Origin of the sequence: Streptomyces sp. MUM 203J (assembly GCF_022414595.1) — a bacterium.
GTDB lineage: Bacteria > Actinomycetota > Actinomycetes > Streptomycetales > Streptomycetaceae > Streptomyces.
This window is the reverse complement of sequence record NZ_JADWYO010000008.1, coordinates 130361-149612: the sequence shown is the minus strand read 5'-3', so window position 1 is coordinate 149612 and position 19252 is coordinate 130361. Positions and strand designations below refer to the sequence as shown.

The following is a 19252-nucleotide window of genomic DNA, read 5'->3' as shown; positions in this document are numbered from 1 at the left end:
TCGTCGTCGTCCTCGAAGCCATGAAGATGGAACAGCCCCTCAACGCCCACAAAGCAGGCACCGTCAAGGGCCTCACCGCCGAGATCGGCGCCTCCCTCACCTCCGGCGCCCCCATCTGCGAGATCAAGGACTGACCGGGCCGCGTCGAGCACCGTGGAGGGGCCTGCCGGACTGTCCGGCGGGCCCCTCCCGCGTGTCCGTGCGATGGCATCCTGGAGTCACGAGGAGGGTGCCGCGATGACGACGACCCGGCCCATGCGAGCCGATGCCCGGCGCAACCACGAGCGGTTGCTGAGCGTGGCGCGCGCGGCGTTCGCGGAGCACGGCACGGACGCGGCTCTGGAGGAGATAGCGCGGGGCGCGGGTGTCGGGATCGGCACCCTGTACCGGCACTTCCCGAACCGGCACGCACTGATGAACGCGGTGTTCCAGGACGCGGTGACGGCGCTGCTGGCACGCTCCCGGGAGCTGGCGGACGCGGACGAGCCGTGCGCGGCGCTGATGGAGTGGCTGCGGGCGATCGTGACGCACGCGGGTGAGTACCGGGGGCTGTCACGGGCGCTGATGTCGGCGCCCTACGACCCCGCCTCGGCCCTGTCCCAGTGCAGCGAGCCCCTGCGGGCGGCGGGCGAACGCCTGTTGGCACGGGCGCAGGAGGCGGGGGCGGTGCGGGGGGACGTGTCGATACGGGACCTGATGCAGCTCACGAACGCGATCGCCCTGGCGGCGGAGCAGGACCTCTCGGACCCGGGCCTGGCGGACCGCCTGCTGACGCTCACGCTGCGGGGCCTGAAACCCTGACCGCGAGCCGGGGCCGGCCGGTTCTCCCTCACCCCGCCCCTTCGCACGACCGGGGCTCCGCCCGCCGGACGCGGCCTAGCGGCGGCGCAGGTCGGCGACACGCCCCGCCCGCTCCCCCGCCCCCGCGTCGACCCCCGCCGCCGCCAGCGGGGCGCTCCGGAGCGGCCCACCCGGATGCCGCGCCCGCTGTCCCGGCAGCGGAACGTCCCTGCGGTGCTGCCGCCCCGACGGCGCGGGCTCGGCTCCGGGCGAGGCGCGCCGCCCGGAGCCGGACGCGCCTGACGCCTCGGGCGCGGACGCCGCGACCGTGATCTGGACGCCCTGGTCGGCCAGCGCCTGAAGCTCCATGGCGGAGCGATCGTCGTGAGCCGGAGGCTCGTCCGTGACGAGCCGGGTGATCAGGTCCGTCGGGACCGTCTGGAACATGGTGTCGGTCCCGAGCTTCGTGTGGTCGGCCAGCACCACGACCTCCCCCGCCGCCTGCACGAGCGCCCGGTCGACGCTCGCGGACAGCATGTTGGAGGTGGACAGGCCCCGTTCCGCCGTGAGCCCCGCGCCGGACACGAAGGCCCGCGAGACGCGCAGCCCGTGCAGGGACTGCTCGGCGCCGCTGCCGACGAGCGCGTAGTTGGAGCCGCGCAGCGTACCGCCGGTCATGACGACCTCCACGCGGTTGGCGTGCGCCAGTGCCTGGGCGACGAGCAGGGAGTTGGTGACGACGGTCAGCCCGGGGACCCGGGCGAGCCGACGGGCCAGCTCCTGCGTGGTCGTACCGGCACCGACGACGATCGCCTCGCCCTCTTCGACGAGGCCCGCCGCGAGGTCCGCGATGGCGGTCTTCTCGGCGGTCGCGAGATGGGATTTCTGCGGGAAGCCGGACTCTCGCGTGAAACCGCCCGGCAGTACCGCACCGCCGTGCCGACGGTCGAGGAGTCCTTCCGCCTCCAGTGCCCGCACGTCCCGCCGTACGGTCACTTCGGAGGTCTGGACGACGCGGGCGAGCTCCCGGAGCGATACCGCCCCGTTGGCCCGCACCATTTCTAGAATCAACTGGCGACGTTCTGCAGCGAACACGAAACTGACAGTAACCCCAGCGGTCGCGGCTTTGCAGCTCTATGCACCGAATCCGGGAAGTTGCGAACAGATGAGGCCGCCAAGTGGTATGGGCGGCCTCGTCCGTGAGCACTCTTCGACTGTCGATTGCCCCGACTTGCCAGGGGTTGCGGGGGGTTGCCCCCTGACCGAGGGGGTCCGGTCGACCGGTCCGGCGCCCCGGCGCCCGTCACGGCACCCCGTCACTCCCCCGCAGGAGTCACGCCTCCGCCGACGCGGTCTTCCGGGTGTGCAACTGCCGTGCCACTTCCGCGATCGAGCCCGACAGAGACGGGTACACGGTGAACGCCTTGGCGATCTGTTCCACCGTCAGGTTGTTGTCGACCGCGATCGAGATGGGATGGATCAGCTCACTCGCACGCGGCGCGACGACGCAGCCGCCGACCACGATGCCCGTGCCGGGACGGCAGAAGATCTTGACGAAGCCGTCGCGGATGCCCTGCATCTTGGCACGCGGGTTGCGCAGCAGCGGCAGCTTGACGACCCGGGCGTCGATCTTGCCGCCGTCGACGTCGGCCTGGGTGTAGCCGACGGTGGCGATCTCGGGGTCGGTGAAGACGTTGGACGAGACCGTCTTGAGGTCCAGCGGCGCGACCGTCTCGCCGAGGAAGTGGTACAGGGCGATACGGCCCTGCATGGCGGCGACCGACGCGAGGGCGAACACGCCCGTCACGTCACCGGCCGCGTACACGCCGGGCGCGGAGGTGCGGGAGACCTTGTCGGTCCAGATGTGGCCGGAGTCCTTGAGCCGTACGCCGGCCTCCTCCAGGCCCATCCCGGCGGTGTTCGGGACGGCGCCGACCGCCATGAGGCAGTGAGTGCCGGAGATGACGCGGCCGTCGGCCAGCGTGACCTCGACCCGGTCACCGACGCGCTTGGCGGACTGGGCACGGGAACGGGCCATGACGTTCATCCCGCGGCGCCGGAACACGTCCTCCAGGACGGCGGCGGCGTCCGGGTCCTCGCCGGGCAGCACCCGGTCGCGGGACGAGACGAGCGTGACCCGGGAGCCGAGCGCCTGGTAGGCACCGGCGAACTCGGCGCCGGTCACACCCGAACCGACCACGATCAGTTCCTCGGGCAGCTCCTCCAGGTCGTACACCTGGGTCCAGTTGAGGATGCGCTCGCCGTCCGGCTGGGCGTCGGGGATCTCGCGGGGGTGGCCGCCGGTCGCGATGAGGACGGCGTCGGCGGTGAGCGTCTCCTCGGTGCCGTCGGCGGCGGTGACGACGACCTTGCGTGAGCCGTCGAGGTCCTGCGGGCCGTCGAGGCGGCCCCGGCCGCGCATCACCCGGGCGCCGGCCCGGGTGACGGAGGCGGTGATGTCGTGCGACTGGGCGAGGGCGAGCCGCTTGACCCGGCGGTTGACCTTGCCGAGGTCGACGCCGACGACGCGGGCGGACCGCTCCATGGGCGGGGTGTCGTCGGCGACGATGATGCCCAGCTCCTCGTACGAGGAGTCGAAGGTCGTCATGACCTCGGCGGTCGCGATGAGGGTCTTGGAGGGCACGCAGTCCGTCAGGACGGACGCTCCGCCGAGGCCGTCGCAGTCGACGACGGTCACCTCCGCGCCGAGCTGGGCGCCCACCAGGGCCGCCTCGTATCCGCCGGGTCCGCCACCGATGATCACGATTCGGGTCACTGGGGTTACGCCTCGCGCTCTCGTCACGGCAACCCCGCGGACTGTGCGGTTCCGGGGGTCGGAGGTTGTCCTCGATGGATGGGGAGTACGTCCTTCATTGTCCCGCACCCCGGCCACCGCCTCAGCCCCGGGTCCGGGTAGCGCGGTACGGTCGCCCGCGGCCAGCACGCCGGGGCGGGGCTCACGTACTCTCGACGCATGTCGCTCTACGCCGCGTACGCCGGCAATCTCGACGCGCGGCTGATGTCCCGCCGCGCCCCGCACTCACCGCTGCGCGGCACCGGCTGGCTCAACGGCTGGCGCCTGACCTTCGGCGGCGAGCAGATGGGCTGGGAGGGGGCCCTCGCCACGATCGTGGAGGACCCGGGCTCTCAGGTCTTCGTCGCGCTGTACGACATCGCCTCGATGGACGAGGACTCGATGGACCGCTGGGAGGGCGTCGGGCTCGGCATCTACCGCCGGACACGGATCCGGGTGCACACCCTGGACGGCGAGGAGCGGGCCTGGACGTACGTCCTGAACGGGTACGAGGGCGGGCTGCCCTCGGCCCGCTATCTGGGCGAGATCGCGGACGCGGCGGAGTCGGCGGGGGCGCCGCACGACTATGTGATGGAGCTGCGCAAGCGTCCGTGCTGAGGGACGTCCGGGCGCTGGACTCGCGGCCGGGCGGGGCGAAGGGATCACCACGTCGCGCACGTACCGGGTGTCCTTCACCGAGCAGGCCGGGCAGGTGCGCGACCGGCTCGACGACCGGCGGCGCGCCGCCTTGGGCAAGGGCATCGCCGTGCTCGCCCAGGACCCGTTCCTCGACGTCTCCGGCGCCGTGAGCGCCGCGGGAGACGACCGCACGGTGAGACTCACACAGAGCATCCCGGTCGAGTACACGGTCGGCCCGGACCGCCTGCCGATCTTCGTCGTCGAGGTCCTGGACGACGAGGACATCGTCATCACGGACGCGGAAGTCTGACCCGCCAGGGCGTTCGTCAGAACCGACAACACAACGATCCGAACACCGTAGGCCCCGTCATCTACGCGCGTAGGCCCAGTCGGGTTACCCTCGTCCGCGTGAACGCAACTGTTACCCCGGAACGCCCCCAGGGCGACCCCTACGCCGCCGCCGCGCAGGCCGCCGAGCGCCTGCGTGAGCTGACCGGCGCCGAGAAGCACGACGTCGCCCTCGTGATGGGCTCCGGCTGGGCCCCCGCCGCCGAGGCGCTCGGCACCCCCGAGGCCGAGTTCCCCGTCACCGAGCTGCCCGGTTTCCCGCCGCCCGCCGTCGAGGGCCACGGCGGCAAGATCCGCTCGTACCGTGTCGGTGACAAGCGCGCGCTGCTCTTCCTGGGCCGTACGCACTACTACGAGGGCCGCGGCGTCGCCGCCGTCGCCCACGGGGTGCGCACCGCCGTCGCCGCGGGCTGCAGGACCATCGTCCTGACCAACGGCTGCGGCGGCCTCCGCGAGGGCATGCGCCCCGGCCAGCCGGTGCTGATCAGCGACCACCTCAACCTGACGGCCGCCTCCCCGATCGTCGGCGCCAACTTCGTCGACCTGACGGACCTGTACTCCCCGCGGCTGCGCGCGCTGTGCAAGGAGGTGGACCCGACCCTCGAGGAGGGTGTGTACGTCCAGTTCCCCGGCCCGCACTACGAGACCCCGGCCGAGATCGGCATGGTCCGCGTCCTCGGCGGCGACCTGGTCGGCATGTCCACCGTCCTGGAGGCCATCGCGGCGCGCGAGGCCGGTGCCGAGGTGCTCGGCATCTCCCTCGTCACCAATCTGGCCGCGGGCCTTTCGGGTGAGCCGCTGAACCACGAGGAGGTCCTCCAGGCGGGCCGCGACTCGGCGGCGCACATGGGCCAGCTCCTCACCCGGGTGCTGGAGCGCATCTGAGGCACGGCCGGGCAGGGGCGGAGGCAAGAGCCCACAGGCCGGTACGCGTACGGACAACGCAACGTTGAGAGAGGCAGACCAGGTGCAGCAGGACGCGCAGGACCTCATCGCGCAGGCTTCGGACTGGCTCGCGGAGGACCCGGACGGCGAGACCCGCGAGGAACTCGCCGGACTCCTCGCGGCCCGGGACCTCGACGAGCTGGCCGACCGCTTCGGCGGCACGCTGCAGTTCGGCACGGCCGGGCTGCGCGGCGAGCTGGGCGCCGGCCCCATGCGGATGAACCGGTCGGTCGTCATCCGCGCGGCGGCGGGGCTCGCCGCGTACCTGAAGGACAAGGGCCAGGGCAGTGGACTCGTCGTCATCGGCTACGACGCCCGCTACAAGTCGGCGGACTTCGCCCGGGACACCGCCGCCGTGATGGTCGGCGCGGGCCTGCGCGCCGCGCTGCTGCCCCGTCCGCTGCCGACGCCCGTCCTCGCCTACGCCATAAGGCACCTGGGCGCGGTCGCGGGCGTCGAGGTCACCGCGAGCCACAACCCGCCCCGGGACAACGGCTACAAGGTGTACCTGGGCGACGGCTCCCAGATCGTTCCCCCGGCCGACGCGGAGATCGCGGAGCGGATCGCGGCGGTCCGGGCGCTGGCGGACGTGACGCGCGCCGAGTCCGGCTGGGAGACGCTGGGCGACGAGGTCCTGGAGTCGTACCTGGCCCGTACGGACGAGGTCCTGACGCCCGGCACCCCGCGTACCGCCCGGGTCGTCTACACGGCCATGCACGGCGTCGGCAAGGACGTCGTCCTGGCGGCCTTCGCCCGCGCGGGCTTCCCCGCCCCCGTACTGGTGGACGAGCAGGCGGAGCCGGACCCGGCGTTCCCCACCGTCGCGTTCCCGAACCCGGAGGAACCGGGAGCCATGGACCTGGCCTTCGCCAAGGCGCGCGAGGCCCGGCCGGACATCGTCGTCGCCAACGACCCGGACGCGGACCGCTGCGCGGTCGCCGTGCCGGACGACGCGGCCGAGGGCGGCTGGCGGATGCTGCGCGGCGACGAGGTGGGCGCGCTGCTGGCGGAGCACCTGGTGCACAAGGGCGCGCGGGGCGTCTTCGCGGAGTCGATCGTGTCCTCGTCCCTGCTGGGCCGGATCGCGGAGGCCGCGGAGCTGGGCTACGAGGAGACCCTCACCGGCTTCAAGTGGATCGCCCGCGTCGAGGGCCTGCGCTACGGCTACGAGGAGGCGCTCGGCTACTGCGTCGACCCGGAGGGTGTCCGCGACAAGGACGGCATCACGGCGGCGCTGCTGGTCACCGAGCTGGCCTCGGAGCTGAAGGAGCAGGGCCGCACGCTGACGGGCCTGCTGGACGACCTGGCGGTGACGCACGGGCTGCACGCGACGGACCAGCTCTCGGTCCGGGTCCAGGACCTGTCACTGATCGCGTCCGCGATGCGCCGCCTGCGCGAGACCCCGCCGGTGAAGCTGGGCGGCCTGACCGTGACGGTGTCGGAGGACCTCACCAAGGGCTCGGACCGGCTCCCGCCCACGGACGGCCTGCGCTACTACCTGGAGGGCGCGTACAAGGCCCGGGTCATCGTCCGCCCGAGCGGCACGGAGCCGAAGCTGAAGTGCTACCTGGAGGTCATCGTCCCGGTGGCCGACGCCACGGAACTCGACGGCGCCCGTTCCCGGGCGACGGAGGTCCTGACGTCCCTCAAGCAGGACCTGGCGACGGCGGCGGGCATCTGACGCGGCGCCACAGGAAAGGGCCGGCCCTCCCGGGTCGGTCCTTTTCGCCGGTCCGGTCCGGGCGTCCCCGCTCGAACCGCGCCTGATGCCGTCGGCGGTGAACGCGCGGGTGCCCTCGGCCCAGGTGGGCCAGGATGCCTGCCGGCCAGAACGTCGGTGACGTACGCCCGGAGGGACAGGCGCCGACGGGCGGCGCGGGCCCTGAGGCCCGGAGTGCGCCGTCGGGCTCCCGGATGACGAGCACGGTCATGTCCGCGCTGTCCGCCGATGCGCGGCTGGTCAGTACCGGCAGGCGTCCCTGCGGTGCCTGATGGAGTGGATGTCCGCCGCGGGCTTCTCGCCGCTGACGGAGCAGCTGATGCGGCAGGTACCGCGCCGGGCGGAGTACAGCCCCTCGCAGCGTTCCTCCGACGGCTTGCCGACGCGGTGGGGACGGCCGGCCGACGCCCCGGTGATCAGTTCGTCGGCCGCCACCACCTCTTCGGGCAGTTCTCCGGCAAGGGCCCGGCGCGCCGCAGGCTTGTACCGGATGGTCCGGCGATCAGTCACGCAGCACCCTTCTTCCCCAGGCGCCGGGCCATGAGCTCGGCCGTCCGCTCCTCGCCGGTGCACTCGTCAGTCTCCGCAGACTCGGCAAGGTCGCGTCGGGTCTCCGGGCCGGAGAGGACGGCCGGCGACTCCAGCAGGGATTCGTGCTCGGCGACCGAGACGAGCACGGCCTGGGGGCGGCCCCGTTCTCGGTCAGGTGAAGGGGTCGTGTTCGCGGGCGGCCCGGTCGGCCGGTTCCGCTGTGCGGGCTTTCGCCTCGCTGACGGGAAGGGTCTCCATGCCGCCCGCGGTGGCGGCAGGTCGCAAATCTGGTCGGAGAATCGACCGCATCGCCCGGAACTCCCAGGCCGGGCACCCGGCGGCGGCGACACCCGACGCGTCACCCCGTGACCAGCAACACCGCCAGCGCCGCCAGCCCCGCCCCCACCGGCGCCAGGATCTCGTAGGCCCAGCGGACGCGCGGCTCGCCCTGGGCCGAGGGGCGGTGCTCGCCGCCTTCCGCCAGATCGCGCAGCTCGCCCAGGGTCCGCTGCGCACCGCCCGGCTCGGCGCCCCCGGCGCGTACCGCCTTCTTCCGCTCCCGCAGGGACACCGGCACGGCCCACAGCTGGTACTTCGTGCCGTCCTGCGTCACCGCCTCCGTCGAGTACGTCGCGCGGACGGTCGCCACCGTCCCCCAGGGCAGCTCGATCGTCCGGAACGGGTTCCGGATCCTGAGCCGGTCGGCGTTCGCGTACACCGCCGGGCGGAAGGTGAACGCCACCACCAGCGGCACCGCCAGCACCAGCAGCGCCGCGGCCACCCATGGCGTCCGCCCCTCGCCCCGCAGGACCGCGTCGCCGCCCATCCACAGCCCGACGGCGAGCAGGATCACCCCGCCGGCGATGCCCATCGAGGACCGGTAGACCCGGTCCGCGTACGTGGGCTCCGAGGACGGATCGGGGGCTCCGGGCTGCTTGTCAGGGCTCGTCATGGGGGCGATTGTGCCTCACGGCCGCGCCTTCCCCGCCTCCGCCGTATCACGGCGCCTCGCGTCCGGCTCCGGCGTCCCCGCCCGCACGCCCTGCGCGCCTCCGGCGGCGCGCCGGCAGGCGCGCCGCCCGACGCGCGGCCGGGGGCCGGCCGGCCTGCTCCTGTGACGGAGGCCACCTCCCGCCTCATCCCCCCGCGCTCACCTGGGCGTTGCCCCACACATCCGCGCGGCCGCCGCACCCCGCGGCATCCCGCGCCACACCACCTCTGTACAGGTCGCTACGCGCGTAGATATGCTCATCTGGTGACCATGCCCATCAATGCTGCACCCCTCGCTGACGTGACCGCGTCCGACAGCACGCTGCGCCGCTTCCTCCATGGGCTGCCCGGCGTGGACTCCGTCGGCCTGGAGGCGCGCGCCGCCTCCCTCGGCACCCGTTCGATCAAGACGACGGCCAAGGCGTACGCCATCGACCTGGCCATCTCGATGATCGACCTGACGACCCTCGAAGGCGCGGACACCCCGGGCAAGGTCCGGGCGCTCGCCGCCAAGGCCGTCCACCCCGATCCCACCGACCGCACCACCCCGCACACCGCCGCGGTCTGCGTCTATCCCGACATGGTGGCCACCGCCAAGGCCGCCCTCGCCGGGACTGACGTGAAGGTCGCCTCCGTCGCCACCGCCTTCCCGGCCGGCCGCGCCGCGCTCGACGTGAAGCTCGCGGACACCCGCGACGCCGTCGCCGCCGGGGCGGACGAGATCGACATGGTGATCGACCGCGGGGCCTTCCTCGCGGGGAACTACATGAAGGTCCACGAGGAGATCCGGGCCGTGAAGGAGGCCTGCGGCGACTCCGCCCGCCTGAAGGTGATCTTCGAGACCGGCGAGCTGTCCACCTACGACAACATCCGCCGCGCCTCCTGGCTCGGCATGCTCGCGGGCGCGGACTTCATCAAGACCTCGACCGGCAAGGTCGCGGTCAACGCCACTCCCGCCAACACCCTCCTGATGCTGGAGGCGGTCCGCGACTTCCGCGCGCAGACCGGCGTCCAGGTGGGCGTGAAGCCCGCGGGCGGCATCCGGACCACCAAGGACGCGGTCAAGTTCCTGGTCCTGGTCAACGAGACCGTGGGCGAGGACTGGCTGGACAGCCACTGGTTCAGGTTCGGCGCGTCGAGCCTGCTCAACGACCTGCTGATGCAGCGTCAGAAGCTCGCCACCGGCCGCTACTCCGGCCCCGACTACGTGACGGTGGACTGATACACCATGGCATCCGCATTCGAGTACGCTCCCGCGCCCGAGTCGCGTTCCGTCGTCGACATCGCCCCTTCCTACGGGCTGTTCATCGACGGCGAGTTCACCGACGCGGCCGACGGCAGGGTCTTCAAGACGGTCTCCCCCTCCACCGAGGAGGTCCTGTCCGAGGTCGCCCAGGCCGGCTCCGAGGACGTCGACCGGGCGGTGAAGGCCGCCCGCAAGGCGTTCGAGAAGTGGTCCGCGCTGCCGGGCCGCGAGCGCGGCAAGTACCTGTTCCGTATCGCCCGGATCATCCAGGAGCGCAGCCGCGAGCTGGCCGTCCTGGAGACCCTGGACAACGGCAAGCCGATCAAGGAGACCCGCGACGCGGACCTCCCGCTGGTCGCCGCGCACTTCTTCTACTACGCGGGCTGGGCCGACAAGCTCGACCACGCGGGCTACGGCCCGGACCCGAAGCCGCTCGGCGTGGCCGGGCAGGTCATCCCGTGGAACTTCCCCCTCCTCATGCTGGCGTGGAAGATCGCCCCGGCTCTCGCCACCGGAAACACGGTGGTCCTGAAGCCCGCCGAGACGACCCCCCTCTCCGCCCTGTTCTTCGCGGACATCTGCCGCCAGGCCGGGCTCCCCAAGGGTGTCGTCAACATCATCCCGGGCTACGGGGACGCGGGCGCCGCCCTGGTCGAGCACCCCGGCGTCGACAAGGTGGCCTTCACCGGCTCCACCGCCGTCGGCAAGGCCATCGCCCGGTCCGTGGCCGGCACCCACAAGAAGCTCACCCTGGAACTGGGCGGCAAGGGCGCCAACATCGTCTTCGACGACGCCCCCCTCGACCAGGCGGTCGAAGGCATCGTCAACGGCATCTTCTTCAACCAGGGCCAGGTCTGCTGCGCGGGCTCCCGTCTCCTCGTCCAGGAGTCCGTCCAGGACGAGCTGCTGGACGCGCTCAAGCGCCGCCTGTCGACGCTCCGGCTGGGCGACCCGCTGGACAAGAACACCGACATCGGCGCCATCAACTCCGCCGAGCAGCTGGCCCGCATCAAGGCCCTCGCGGAGACCGGCGAGGCGGAGGGCGCCGAGCGCTGGTCCCCCGCCTGCGAACTGCCTTCACACGGCTACTGGTTCGCGCCGACGCTCTTCACGAACGTCACGCAGGCGCACACCATCGCCCGCGACGAGATCTTCGGCCCGGTCCTGTCGGTGCTGAGCTTCCGCACGCCGGACGAGGCCGTCGCGAAGGCCAACAACACCCAGTACGGCCTGTCGGCGGGCATCTGGACCGAGAAGGGCTCGCGCATCCTGGCGGTCGCGAACAAGCTCCGCGCGGGTGTCGTCTGGTCCAACACGTTCAACAAGTTCGACCCGACCTCGCCGTTCGGCGGCTACAAGGAGTCGGGCTTCGGCCGCGAGGGCGGCCGACACGGTCTGGAGGCGTACCTCGATGTCTGAGTCTGCGACGCGGCTGAGCGTCTTCAAGACCTACAAGCTGTACGTGGGCGGGAAGTTCCCTCGTTCCGAGAGCGGCCGGGTGTACGAAGTGACGGACAGCAAGGGCACGTGGCTGGCGAACGCGCCGCTCTCCTCCCGCAAGGACGCCCGTGACGCGGTCGTCGCCGCCCGCAAGGCCTTCGGCGGCTGGTCCGGCGCCACCGCCTATCTGCGCGGCCAGATCCTGTACCGGGTCGCGGAGATGCTGGAGGGCCGCAGGGCCCAGTTCGTACGGGAGGTGGCGGAGGCCGAGGGCCTGTCGAAGTCCAAGGCCTCGGACGCCGTCGACGCGGCGATCGACCGCTGGGTCTGGTACGCGGGCTGGACCGACAAGGTCAGCCAGGTCGTGGGCGGCGCGAACCCGGTCGCGGGGCCGTACTTCAACCTGTCGGCCCCGGAGCCGACCGGTGTCGTGGCCGTCCTCGCGCCCCAGCGGTCCTCGCTGCTGGGCCTGGTGTCCGTGGTCGCCCCGGTGATCGCCACCGGCAACACGGCGGTCGTCGTCGCCAGCGAGAAGGCGCCGCTGCCCGCGCTGTCGCTGGGAGAGGTGCTGGCCACGTCCGACGTGCCCGGCGGTGTGGTGAACATCCTGTCCGGCCGCACGGCGGAGATCGCCGCGCCGCTGGCCGCACACCAGGACGTCAACGCGATCGACCTGACCGGGGCGGACGTGGAGCTGGCGCGGGACCTGGAGGTCGCCGCCGCGGACAACCTGAAGCGGGTCCTGCGCCCGCGGCCCGAGGACGGTGCCGACTGGACCGCCGACCCCGGCACGGGCCGCCTCACCACGTTCCTGGAGACCAAGACGGTCTGGCACCCGACCGGTTCGCTGGGCGCGTCGGGCTCGGCGTACTAGCCCCTCGGGGCGCCGCCCCCGGACCCGCCCCACGGACCGCGGCCCCGCCTTCCCTCCGTCCAGGGAACGCGGGGCCGCACCCGTGGGCGGCCCTCAGCCGGGAATGACCCCGCCCAGCAGCGGCCCCGCCACCGGCAGGTTCGGCGCGCTCGTCAGCGAGCCCGTCACGTACCGCGTGTCGACCGGCTGGAAGTCCGCGACCTGCGGCGCCACCCCGTTGTCCAGCGGGTCCACTCCCGTCTCCGCCAACGGGTTGACCTTGAGGTTCTTGACCGGCCCCGCCACGTGCGGGACCGCGTGCGTCAGCGCCTGCACGGACGCCGCCGGGTCCACGTCCTGCAGCTGCGGGACCGCCGCCTGGGCCGTGCCCCCGGCCGCGGTCAGCGCGGCACCCACGGCCGAGACGGCCAGCCCGGCCCTCACCAAACGCTTCATCAGCAGATCCTCACCTGAAGGTGGTCGGTCGAGGACGCAGCGTAGGGGAGGTGTGATGCTCGATACCAACGGGTACCCGACGGGGTCCCCCGACCGGCCCAATGGTTCACACTGGTGTCCCGTGAGTGCCCAACCCATTCCGACCCGCGTCGTGCTGCTCGCGGGCCCCTCAGGCTCCGGAAAGTCGTTCCTCGCCGCCCGCACCGGGCTGCCCGTGCTGCGGCTTGACGACTTCTACAAGGAGGGCGACGACCCGACCCTCCCCCGCGTGCAGGGCAGCACCGACACCGACTGGGACTCTCCCCGGTCCTGGGACGCGGACGCCGCGGTCTCCGCGATCGCGGAGCTGTGCGCCACCGGACGGACCACGGTCCCCGTGTACGACATCGCCACCAGCTCCCGGGTCTCGTGGGACGTGCTGGACATCGAGCGCACCCCGCTGTTCGTCGCGGAGGGCATCTTCGCCGCCGACATCGCCCGGCGCTGCCAGGAGCTGGGACTGCTGGCCGACGCGCTGTGCCTGCGCGGGCGACCCTCGACGACGTTCCGGCGGCGGCTCATGCGGGATCTGCAGGAGGGGCGCAAGTCGGTGCCGTTCCTGCTGCGGCGGGGGTGGCGGCTGATGCGGACCGAGCGGTCGATCGTGGCGCGGCAGACCGCGCTGGGGGCGTACCCGTGCGGGAAGAAGGAGGCCCTGGGCCGTCTGGCCGCCGCAGCGGCGGGACGGTGCCGCGCCCTCGCGGGCCACGCACCGGCTCCGGAGGCGCGGGCACCGGAGCCCGCGTAGCCGGCACGGGGGCCGGTGTTCACCCGTCGGCGCGGCGCCGTACACATGAGTGCGCCGGACAAGCCCCCCAGCTTGTCCGGCGCGGGTGTTCCCCCCGGTATCCCCCGATACCCCCCGTATCCCCCCGGGTGTCCCCCTTCGCCCTCAGGCCACCAGCTGGCCGAAGGACTCCTTCCGGTCACGGCCGAAGCTCAGGACCTCGTCCTCGCGCAGCCGGCGGAGGGACCGCCAGATGCTCGACTTCACCGTGCCGACGCTGATATCCAGGATGTCCGCGATCTCCGGATCCGTCCGCCCCTCGTAGTACCGCAGCACCAGCATGGTGCGCTGCAGTTCGGGCAGCCTGGCGAGTGCCTGCCAGAGCACCGCGCGCAGCTCCGTGCCACGCATCGCGTCGGAGTCGCCCGCCGTCTCCGGCAGTTCCTCCGTCGGGTACTCGTTGAGCTTGCGGCGCCGCCAGGCGCTGATGTGCAGATTGGTCATCGTGCGGCGCAGGTAGCCGCCCACCGCCGCCTTGTCGCTGATGCGGTCCCAGGCGCGGTACGTCGAGAACAGCGCGCTCTGCAGCAGGTCCTCGGCCTCGTGGCGGTCACCGGTGAGGTGGTAGGCGGTGGCGTACAGGGAGGCGCGGCGCTCCTGCACGTAGGCGGTGAACGCGGCTTCCGCGCTCGCCGTCCGTACGGCCGGGGCGGCGCTCCGCTCCCCCGAGCCCTCCCTGTACGTCCGTCCCCCGTCAGACAGGGCGACCATGTAGGGCGCCTTGTGCTGACGCCCGGCGCCGCGAACGCACCCCCGCCCGTTCACGGCGCCGGACTTCTCGCTGCTCCGGGTGACGTCGTGGAGACGCGTGACAACTGCGTTCGAGGTGGTGCTGTGCTGCACTGCGTTCATCACGCCCCCCTGTCGTCCTGGAGTCGGCTTGTCCGTGTGCCAAAACTCTGCCCGGGCCACTTCATGGCGCTGTCCGTCGACTGTCACAGGCCTGTCACAGGGGCTCATGCCGTGGTCGCGGTGTGCCGATGACATACCGGTCCGATACCGGTGCACCGGTGGGAGCGCTCCAGGTGTCGTACTCCTCCTCCCCCATGGGACAGAATGACGCCGTGCCTTTCCTGTTGCTGATCGAGGACGACGACTCCATCCGCACGGCCCTCGAACTCTCGCTGTCGCGCCAGGGTCACCGTGTGGCCACTGCGGCGTCCGGCGAGGAGGGTCTGAAACTGCTGCGGGAACAGCGGCCGGACCTGATCGTGCTGGATGTGATGCTGCCCGGCATCGACGGGTTCGAGGTGTGCCGGCGCATTCGCCGTTCGGACCAGCTGCCGATCATCCTGCTGACCGCGCGCAGCGACGACATCGACGTGGTCGTGGGTCTGGAGTCGGGCGCCGACGACTATGTGGTGAAGCCGGTGCAGGGCCGCGTGCTGGACGCCCGGATCAGGGCCGTGCTGCGGCGCGGTGAGCGCGAGACCACCGATTCCGCGTCCTTCGGGTCGCTGGTCATCGACCGGTCCGCGATGACGGTGACGAAGCACGGGGAGGAGCTGCAGCTCACGCCGACCGAGCTGCGGCTGCTGCTGGAGCTGAGCCGCCGTCCCGGCCAGGCGCTGTCGCGCCAGCAGCTGCTGCGGCTGGTGTGGGAGCACGACTACCTCGGTGACTCCCGGCTGGTGGACGCGTGTGTGCAGCGGCTGCGGGCGAAGGTGGAGGACGTTCCGTCGTCCCCGACCCTCATCCGTACGGTGCGCGGGGTCGGCTACCGGCTGGACACCCCCTCGTAGAACACAGAAACGGGACAGGCGACAGTGAGCGGTGCCGCGAAGAGCACCAGGAGTGGCGGGGCGGCGCGTGGCCGCGGTCGGCGGTGGACGAGCCTTCGGGTACGTCTCATCGTCGTGTTCGGGCTGGTCGCGCTCGCCGCGGCGGTGTCGGCTTCGGGGATCGCGTACTGGCTGAACCGCGAGGCGGTGCTGACGCGCACGCAGGACACGGCGCTGCGCGACTTCAAGCAGCAGATGCAGAACCGGGCTGCCGTGCTGCCGCTGCTGCCCACCGAGAACGAGCTGCGGCGGACCGCCGAACAGATGGCGTCCGACGGCGACGGGTACAGCGTGCTGCTGCTGGGCGAGCGCGAGGAGGGCAAGCCCATCATCGGGGCGTCGGACCCGGACCGGTTCACGCTCGCGGACGTGCCTCCGCCGCTGCGTACGGCGGTGAACGAGGAGCGGAAGGCCGCCGCGGACGGCGCCGCGTACCACGTGTTCTGGCTGCGGACCTCGAAGGGCGGGACGCCGTACCTGGTCGGCGGGACGCGGATCATCGGCGGCGGGCCGACGGGCTACCTGTACAAGTCGCTGGAGCCGGAGCGGCAGGACCTGAACTCGCTCGGCTGGTCGCTGGGGGTGGCGACACTGCTGGCGCTGCTGGGCTCGGCTCTGCTGGCGCAGTTCGCGGCGACGACGGTGCTGCGGCCGGTGCACCGGCTGGGCGAGGCGGCGCGGCGGCTGGGCGAGGGGCGGCTGGACACCCGGCTCCGGGTGTCGGGCACGGACGAACTGGCCGAGCTGGCGAGGACGTTCAACAGCGCGGCGGAGAGCCTCCAGAAGAAGGTCGCGGACATGAGCGCCCGGGAGGAGTCGAGCCGCCGGTTCGTGGCGGACATGTCGCACGAGCTGCGGACGCCGATGACGGCGCTGACGGCGGTGACGGAGGTCCTGGAGGAGGAACAGGACGGCCTGGACCCGATGATCGCCCCGGCCGTGGCGCTGGTGGTCAGCGAGACCCGGCGGCTGAACACGCTCGTCGAGAACCTGATGGAGGTGACCCGCTTCGACGCGGGTACGGCGAAGCTGGTGCTCGACGACGTGGATGTGGCCGACCAGGTGACGGCGTGCATCGACGCGCGCGCCTGGCTGGACGCGGTGGAGCTGGACGCGGAGCGCGGGACCGTCGCGCGGCTGGACCCGCGCCGCCTGGACGTGATCCTGGCGAACCTGATCGGCAACGCGCTGAAGCACGGCGGTTCGCCGGTGCGGGTGTCGGTGCGGACGGACGGCGACGACCTCGTCGTGCGGGTCCGGGACCACGGTCCTGGCATCCCGGAGGAGGTTCTGCCGCATGTCTTCGACCGCTTCTACAAGGCCAGCGCGTCCCGGCCCCGCTCGGAGGGGAGCGGGCTGGGACTGTCGATCGCCATGGAGAACGCGCTGATCCACGGCGGTGACATCACCGCGTCGAACTCCCCCGACGGCGACGGCGCGGTCTTCACGCTCCGGCTGCCGAAGGACGGCTCGGGCGTGGCCCGGCCGGAGGATCCGGAGGAGGGCCGGGACGTCCGTGAGAGCGACGGCGCCCGGCAGGGGAATGACGTTCCAGGGGATGAAGGGCAGCGTGGTGGCAGGCAAACAGACGCCTGAGCCCGGGGCGCGGCGGCGGGGAGCCGTCCTGCTCGCGGCGGTGCTGGCACTGGGTCTCGCAGGCACGGGGTGCGGGGTCCGTACGACGTCGGTGCCGGTGGACGCGGGCGCGGCGCCGTCCCGGATGTCGTGCACGCCGCCGCCCGGGGCGACGGGCGAGCCGGAGTCACAGTCGGCGGACTCGGGCGAGCGGCGGGCGACGGTTCCGGCGCGGGTGTACCTGGTGTGCGCCTCGGGCCTGTCGGCGGTGCACCGCACGGTGCGGATCCCGGTCGGCGGGAGCGGGTCCTCGGCGGTGAAGGCGCGGGTCGCCACGGCACAGGCCCTGCTGGGCGCGCTGGAGCAGCGGCCGTCGGAGGAGGAACGGCAGGCCGGGTTCGCCACGTACGTGCAGGGGCCCCTGTCGGTGTCCCCCGGGCGGGACGGCGACCCGGAGGGCACCCTGCGGCTGAGCCGCCAGCCGGAGGACCTGCCGCCCGCCGCACTGTCCCAGATCGTGTGCACGTACGCGGACTTCCAGACCGTCGCCGACGGCGGCACCGTGTCCCTGGGCGGGCCCGGTGACTACCCGGTGCGGCGCTATGTCTGCGCGGAGGCGGTCAAGGTGCGTCCCGAGTCGGCAGTCCCCACCATGTCGCTGTGACGGCTGCGGCGGACCCGGGGCGCGCGGACGGTACGGGGAGTACCGGGGCGCGGGCGATGAGGCGGGCGTCACGATGGGCGTGGGGCGGAACCGATGCCGCCGGAGGTCGCGTCTTGGGGGGCGTGCAGCGTCAAGGTTCGGGCGGCAGTGCCGTCATCCGCTACCGCGTGGCGGGGCTTGTCCTCCTCTTCCTCCACCTCCTGACCGTGGGGTGGCTGACGTTGCGGCCCCTGGACCTGACGTGGGTGAACGCGGCGAACCTGGAGCCGCTGGCCGGGATCCGGGCCACCCTGGCGCTGGGCCCGGCCGAGGCCGCCTGGCGGCTCGCCGGGGGCCTGTTGCTGCTGGCGCCGCTCGGTGCGCTGCTGCCGATGGCGGACGCGCGGCTGGACGTGGCGGTGTGGGCGTCGCTGGCCCGGACCGTGTCGGGGGGCGCGCTGGTGTCGCTGGGGATCGAACTGCTGCAGACCGCCGTGCCCGGGCGGGTCGTGGACGTCGACGACGTGCTGCTGAACACCCTGGGCGTCGCACTGGCCCACCTGCTCCTCGTCCCCGCCTGCCGGGCACGGCTCCGGCGCAGGCTGCACGGCCCGTACGGCGCCCGCGGCGCGGGGCGCGGCGGCCGGCCGTCGGCGGGTCGCCGTGGCGCGGGGGTGGCCGGACGGGCCCCGTCGGTGTCGGCCTCGGCCCGCTCGGGCTGGGGCTCCGGCTCGGCGGCGGGGCCGACGGGGGCGGCGTGGACCCGGCGGGGCGGGGCCCTGCTGCGGGAGGAGGGCCCTCAGGGGCCGACCCCGACGATTCCCAGGGTCGGGATCGCCCCCTAGTCCGACGCATTACCCGGCTTCCGGCGGGAGGATGGAGTCATCGGAGGCCGGAAGGAACGGCTTCCGCGACACCTGATGAAGGAGCCCGCCATGGCCGCACCTCTTGTCCGCCCTCGTGAAGGACGCATGATCGGTGGAGTGTGCGCGGGTCTGGCACGGCGCTTCGGGATGTCCGCCACGACGATGCGCGTGATCTTCCTGGTGTCGTGCCTGCTCCCGGGCCCGCAGTTCCTGCTGTACCTCGCGCTGTGGATCATGCTGCCCGCAGAGAAGGAGCCCAACCCGGCCTGGTGACGGCAGCCACGACGACGGAACGGCGGTGGGCGCTCACCTCACGGTGGGCGCCCACCGCCGTTCCGCGCGGGGAGGCGGGGTCAGCCGAGGCCGTTGGAGCCGAGGGCACCGCCGACCGGGAGGCCGCCGAGGAGGCCCACGACCGGATCGACCGGGGTGTCGACGGGGACGTCCGGGGAGGCCTGGGAGGCGGTCTCGACGACGCCCTGCGTGAGGGTGAGCGCCTCACCCGCGCCGGGCGGGAGGGAGGACGCCGCCTGCGCGACCGGCAGAGCCGAGGTGACGGTGTCCAGGGCGGGACCGGTGGGCACGGAGGTGAGCGCGGCGGCGCTGCCGGCGGAGGCGGCGGCGAAAGCGGCACCGAGCGCGGCGACACCGAGGGACTTGGCAGCGGACTGCTTCATCAGAAAATCGTCCTTGGGGGAAACTCGGGGGAGATGAGCGGCTCTGAAACGTAGTCACCGCCCACCTGCTCCCGCAATCACCTACAGAGGTCGATTGCGGGAATCCGCGACCCCGGAGGGCGGGGTGCTCAGGGCGCACCCC

At 72.7% G+C, this 19252-nt stretch carries 22 protein-coding genes; 15 read left to right on the top strand and 7 right to left on the bottom strand.

The window, feature by feature from the left end:
• The coding region (locus tag I3F58_RS29305; RefSeq protein ID WP_275678268.1) for a biotin/lipoyl-containing protein at positions 1-134 on the top strand (134 nt) is incomplete at its 5' end.
• Positions 135-237: 103 nt separating this feature from the next.
• Positions 238-801, top strand: a complete 564-nt coding sequence (locus I3F58_RS07600; RefSeq protein ID WP_240107472.1) for a TetR/AcrR family transcriptional regulator — start codon at positions 238-240, stop codon at positions 799-801.
• Between the two features lie 75 nt (positions 802-876).
• Here the strand turns inward: I3F58_RS07600 and I3F58_RS07595 are convergent, their stop codons facing one another.
• Entirely contained in the window at positions 877-1839 is a 963-nt protein-coding gene (locus I3F58_RS07595; RefSeq protein ID WP_240107485.1) for a DeoR/GlpR family DNA-binding transcription regulator, read from the bottom strand.
• Between the two features lie 274 nt (positions 1840-2113).
• Positions 2114-3664: an NAD(P)H-quinone dehydrogenase gene (locus I3F58_RS07590; protein ID WP_374207921.1), complete on the bottom strand. Its 1551-nt coding sequence runs from the start codon at positions 3662-3664 to the stop codon at positions 2114-2116.
• 90 nt (positions 3665-3754) lie between these two features.
• Between I3F58_RS07590 and I3F58_RS07585 the strand changes: the two genes are divergently transcribed.
• From I3F58_RS07585 to I3F58_RS07570, 4 genes are all read left to right on the top strand, one after another.
• Entirely contained in the window at positions 3755-4192 is a 438-nt protein-coding gene (locus I3F58_RS07585) for a gamma-glutamylcyclotransferase (RefSeq protein ID WP_240107470.1), read from the top strand.
• A gap of 67 nt (positions 4193-4259) precedes the next feature.
• Positions 4260-4523: a hypothetical protein gene (locus I3F58_RS07580; RefSeq protein ID WP_240107469.1), complete on the top strand. Its 264-nt coding sequence runs from the start codon at positions 4260-4262 to the stop codon at positions 4521-4523.
• A 98-nt stretch (positions 4524-4621) separates the two neighbouring features.
• Positions 4622-5446, top strand: coding sequence for a purine-nucleoside phosphorylase (locus tag I3F58_RS07575; protein ID WP_240107468.1), 825 nt, complete (start codon positions 4622-4624; stop codon positions 5444-5446).
• An 82-nt stretch (positions 5447-5528) separates the two neighbouring features.
• Entirely contained in the window at positions 5529-7187 is a 1659-nt protein-coding gene (locus I3F58_RS07570) for a phospho-sugar mutase (RefSeq protein WP_240107484.1), read from the top strand.
• Between the two features lie 279 nt (positions 7188-7466).
• Here I3F58_RS07570 and I3F58_RS07565 read toward each other — a convergent pair whose 3' ends face one another.
• Both I3F58_RS07565 and I3F58_RS07560 read right to left on the bottom strand, forming a co-directional pair.
• A complete protein-coding gene (locus I3F58_RS07565; protein ID WP_240107467.1) occupies positions 7467-7736 on the bottom strand; it encodes a type II toxin-antitoxin system RelE/ParE family toxin in 270 nt (89 codons plus the stop codon).
• Positions 7737-8115: 379 nt separating this feature from the next.
• Positions 8116-8709, bottom strand: coding sequence for a PH domain-containing protein (locus I3F58_RS07560; RefSeq protein ID WP_240107466.1), 594 nt, complete (start codon positions 8707-8709; stop codon positions 8116-8118).
• A gap of 309 nt (positions 8710-9018) precedes the next feature.
• On the opposite strand from I3F58_RS07560, the gene deoC reads away from it, so the two are divergent.
• From deoC to I3F58_RS07545, 3 genes are read left to right on the top strand one after another with little or no spacing between them, the layout of a single operon-like run.
• Positions 9019-9969: a deoxyribose-phosphate aldolase gene (gene deoC / locus I3F58_RS07555; RefSeq protein WP_240107483.1), complete on the top strand. Its 951-nt coding sequence runs from the start codon at positions 9019-9021 to the stop codon at positions 9967-9969.
• A 6-nt stretch (positions 9970-9975) separates the two neighbouring features.
• On the top strand, positions 9976-11412 hold the full coding sequence (locus I3F58_RS07550; RefSeq protein WP_240107465.1) for an aldehyde dehydrogenase family protein: 1437 nt from the start codon (positions 9976-9978) through the stop codon (positions 11410-11412).
• On the top strand, positions 11405-12307 hold the full coding sequence (locus I3F58_RS07545) for an aldehyde dehydrogenase family protein (protein ID WP_240107464.1): 903 nt from the start codon (positions 11405-11407) through the stop codon (positions 12305-12307). Before I3F58_RS07550 ends, I3F58_RS07545 begins: the two co-directional genes overlap by 8 nt.
• Positions 12308-12400: 93 nt before the next feature.
• Here I3F58_RS07545 and I3F58_RS07540 read toward each other — a convergent pair whose 3' ends face one another.
• Entirely contained in the window at positions 12401-12742 is a 342-nt protein-coding gene (locus I3F58_RS07540; protein ID WP_240107463.1) for a hypothetical protein, read from the bottom strand.
• Between the two features lie 55 nt (positions 12743-12797).
• Here I3F58_RS07540 and I3F58_RS07535 point away from each other — a divergent pair, with 55 nt between their 5' ends.
• Positions 12798-13529: a uridine kinase gene (locus I3F58_RS07535; protein ID WP_240107462.1), complete on the top strand. Its 732-nt coding sequence runs from the start codon at positions 12798-12800 to the stop codon at positions 13527-13529.
• Between the two features lie 144 nt (positions 13530-13673).
• Here the strand turns inward: I3F58_RS07535 and I3F58_RS07530 are convergent, their stop codons facing one another.
• Positions 13674-14420: a SigE family RNA polymerase sigma factor gene (locus I3F58_RS07530; protein ID WP_240107461.1), complete on the bottom strand. Its 747-nt coding sequence runs from the start codon at positions 14418-14420 to the stop codon at positions 13674-13676.
• 212 nt (positions 14421-14632) lie between these two features.
• Between I3F58_RS07530 and afsQ1 the strand changes: the two genes are divergently transcribed.
• From afsQ1 to I3F58_RS07505, 5 genes are all read left to right on the top strand, one after another.
• Positions 14633-15310 carry a two-component system response regulator AfsQ1 gene (afsQ1, locus tag I3F58_RS07525; protein ID WP_240107460.1) on the top strand — a complete coding sequence of 226 codons (678 nt, stop codon included), beginning with the start codon at positions 14633-14635 and terminating at the stop codon, positions 15308-15310.
• 24 nt (positions 15311-15334) lie between these two features.
• Positions 15335-16945, top strand: coding sequence for a HAMP domain-containing sensor histidine kinase (locus I3F58_RS07520; protein ID WP_240107459.1), 1611 nt, complete (start codon positions 15335-15337; stop codon positions 16943-16945).
• A complete protein-coding gene (locus I3F58_RS07515) occupies positions 16908-17588 on the top strand; it encodes a hypothetical protein (RefSeq protein WP_240107458.1) in 681 nt (226 codons plus the stop codon). Before I3F58_RS07520 ends, I3F58_RS07515 begins: the two co-directional genes overlap by 38 nt.
• A 122-nt stretch (positions 17589-17710) precedes the next feature.
• Positions 17711-18412, top strand: coding sequence for a VanZ family protein (locus I3F58_RS07510; protein ID WP_240107457.1), 702 nt, complete (start codon positions 17711-17713; stop codon positions 18410-18412).
• 90 nt (positions 18413-18502) lie between these two features.
• A complete protein-coding gene (locus tag I3F58_RS07505) occupies positions 18503-18706 on the top strand; it encodes a PspC domain-containing protein (RefSeq protein ID WP_240107456.1) in 204 nt (67 codons plus the stop codon).
• An 80-nt stretch (positions 18707-18786) separates the two neighbouring features.
• On the opposite strand, the gene I3F58_RS07500 is transcribed toward I3F58_RS07505, so the two are convergent.
• Positions 18787-19110: an ATP-binding protein gene (locus I3F58_RS07500; protein WP_240107455.1), complete on the bottom strand. Its 324-nt coding sequence runs from the start codon at positions 19108-19110 to the stop codon at positions 18787-18789.
• Positions 19111-19252: the final 142 nt, after the last annotated feature.

Excerpts from the sequence above, each read along its gene's own strand:
- I3F58_RS07545 (WP_240107464.1), top strand. The coding sequence starts at position 11,405 with ATGTCTGAGTCTGCGACGCGGCTGAGCGTCTTCAAGACCTACAAGCTG.
- I3F58_RS07540 (WP_240107463.1), bottom strand. The coding sequence starts at position 12,742 with ATGAAGCGTTTGGTGAGGGCCGGGCTGGCCGTCTCGGCCGTGGGTGCC.
- I3F58_RS07535 (WP_240107462.1), top strand. The coding sequence starts at position 12,798 with ATGCTCGATACCAACGGGTACCCGACGGGGTCCCCCGACCGGCCCAAT.
- I3F58_RS07515 (WP_240107458.1), top strand. The coding sequence starts at position 16,908 with ATGAAGGGCAGCGTGGTGGCAGGCAAACAGACGCCTGAGCCCGGGGCG.
- I3F58_RS07600 (WP_240107472.1), top strand. The coding sequence starts at position 238 with ATGACGACGACCCGGCCCATGCGAGCCGATGCCCGGCGCAACCACGAG.
- I3F58_RS07585 (WP_240107470.1), top strand. The coding sequence starts at position 3,755 with ATGTCGCTCTACGCCGCGTACGCCGGCAATCTCGACGCGCGGCTGATG.
- I3F58_RS07560 (WP_240107466.1), bottom strand. The coding sequence starts at position 8,709 with ATGACGAGCCCTGACAAGCAGCCCGGAGCCCCCGATCCGTCCTCGGAG.
- I3F58_RS07550 (WP_240107465.1), top strand. The coding sequence starts at position 9,976 with ATGGCATCCGCATTCGAGTACGCTCCCGCGCCCGAGTCGCGTTCCGTC.
- I3F58_RS07505 (WP_240107456.1), top strand. The coding sequence starts at position 18,503 with ATGGCCGCACCTCTTGTCCGCCCTCGTGAAGGACGCATGATCGGTGGA.
- I3F58_RS07530 (WP_240107461.1), bottom strand. The coding sequence starts at position 14,420 with ATGAACGCAGTGCAGCACAGCACCACCTCGAACGCAGTTGTCACGCGT.
- deoC (WP_240107483.1), top strand. The coding sequence starts at position 9,019 with ATGCCCATCAATGCTGCACCCCTCGCTGACGTGACCGCGTCCGACAGC.
- I3F58_RS07500 (WP_240107455.1), bottom strand. The coding sequence starts at position 19,110 with ATGAAGCAGTCCGCTGCCAAGTCCCTCGGTGTCGCCGCGCTCGGTGCC.
- I3F58_RS07595 (WP_240107485.1), bottom strand. The coding sequence starts at position 1,839 with ATGGTGCGGGCCAACGGGGCGGTATCGCTCCGGGAGCTCGCCCGCGTC.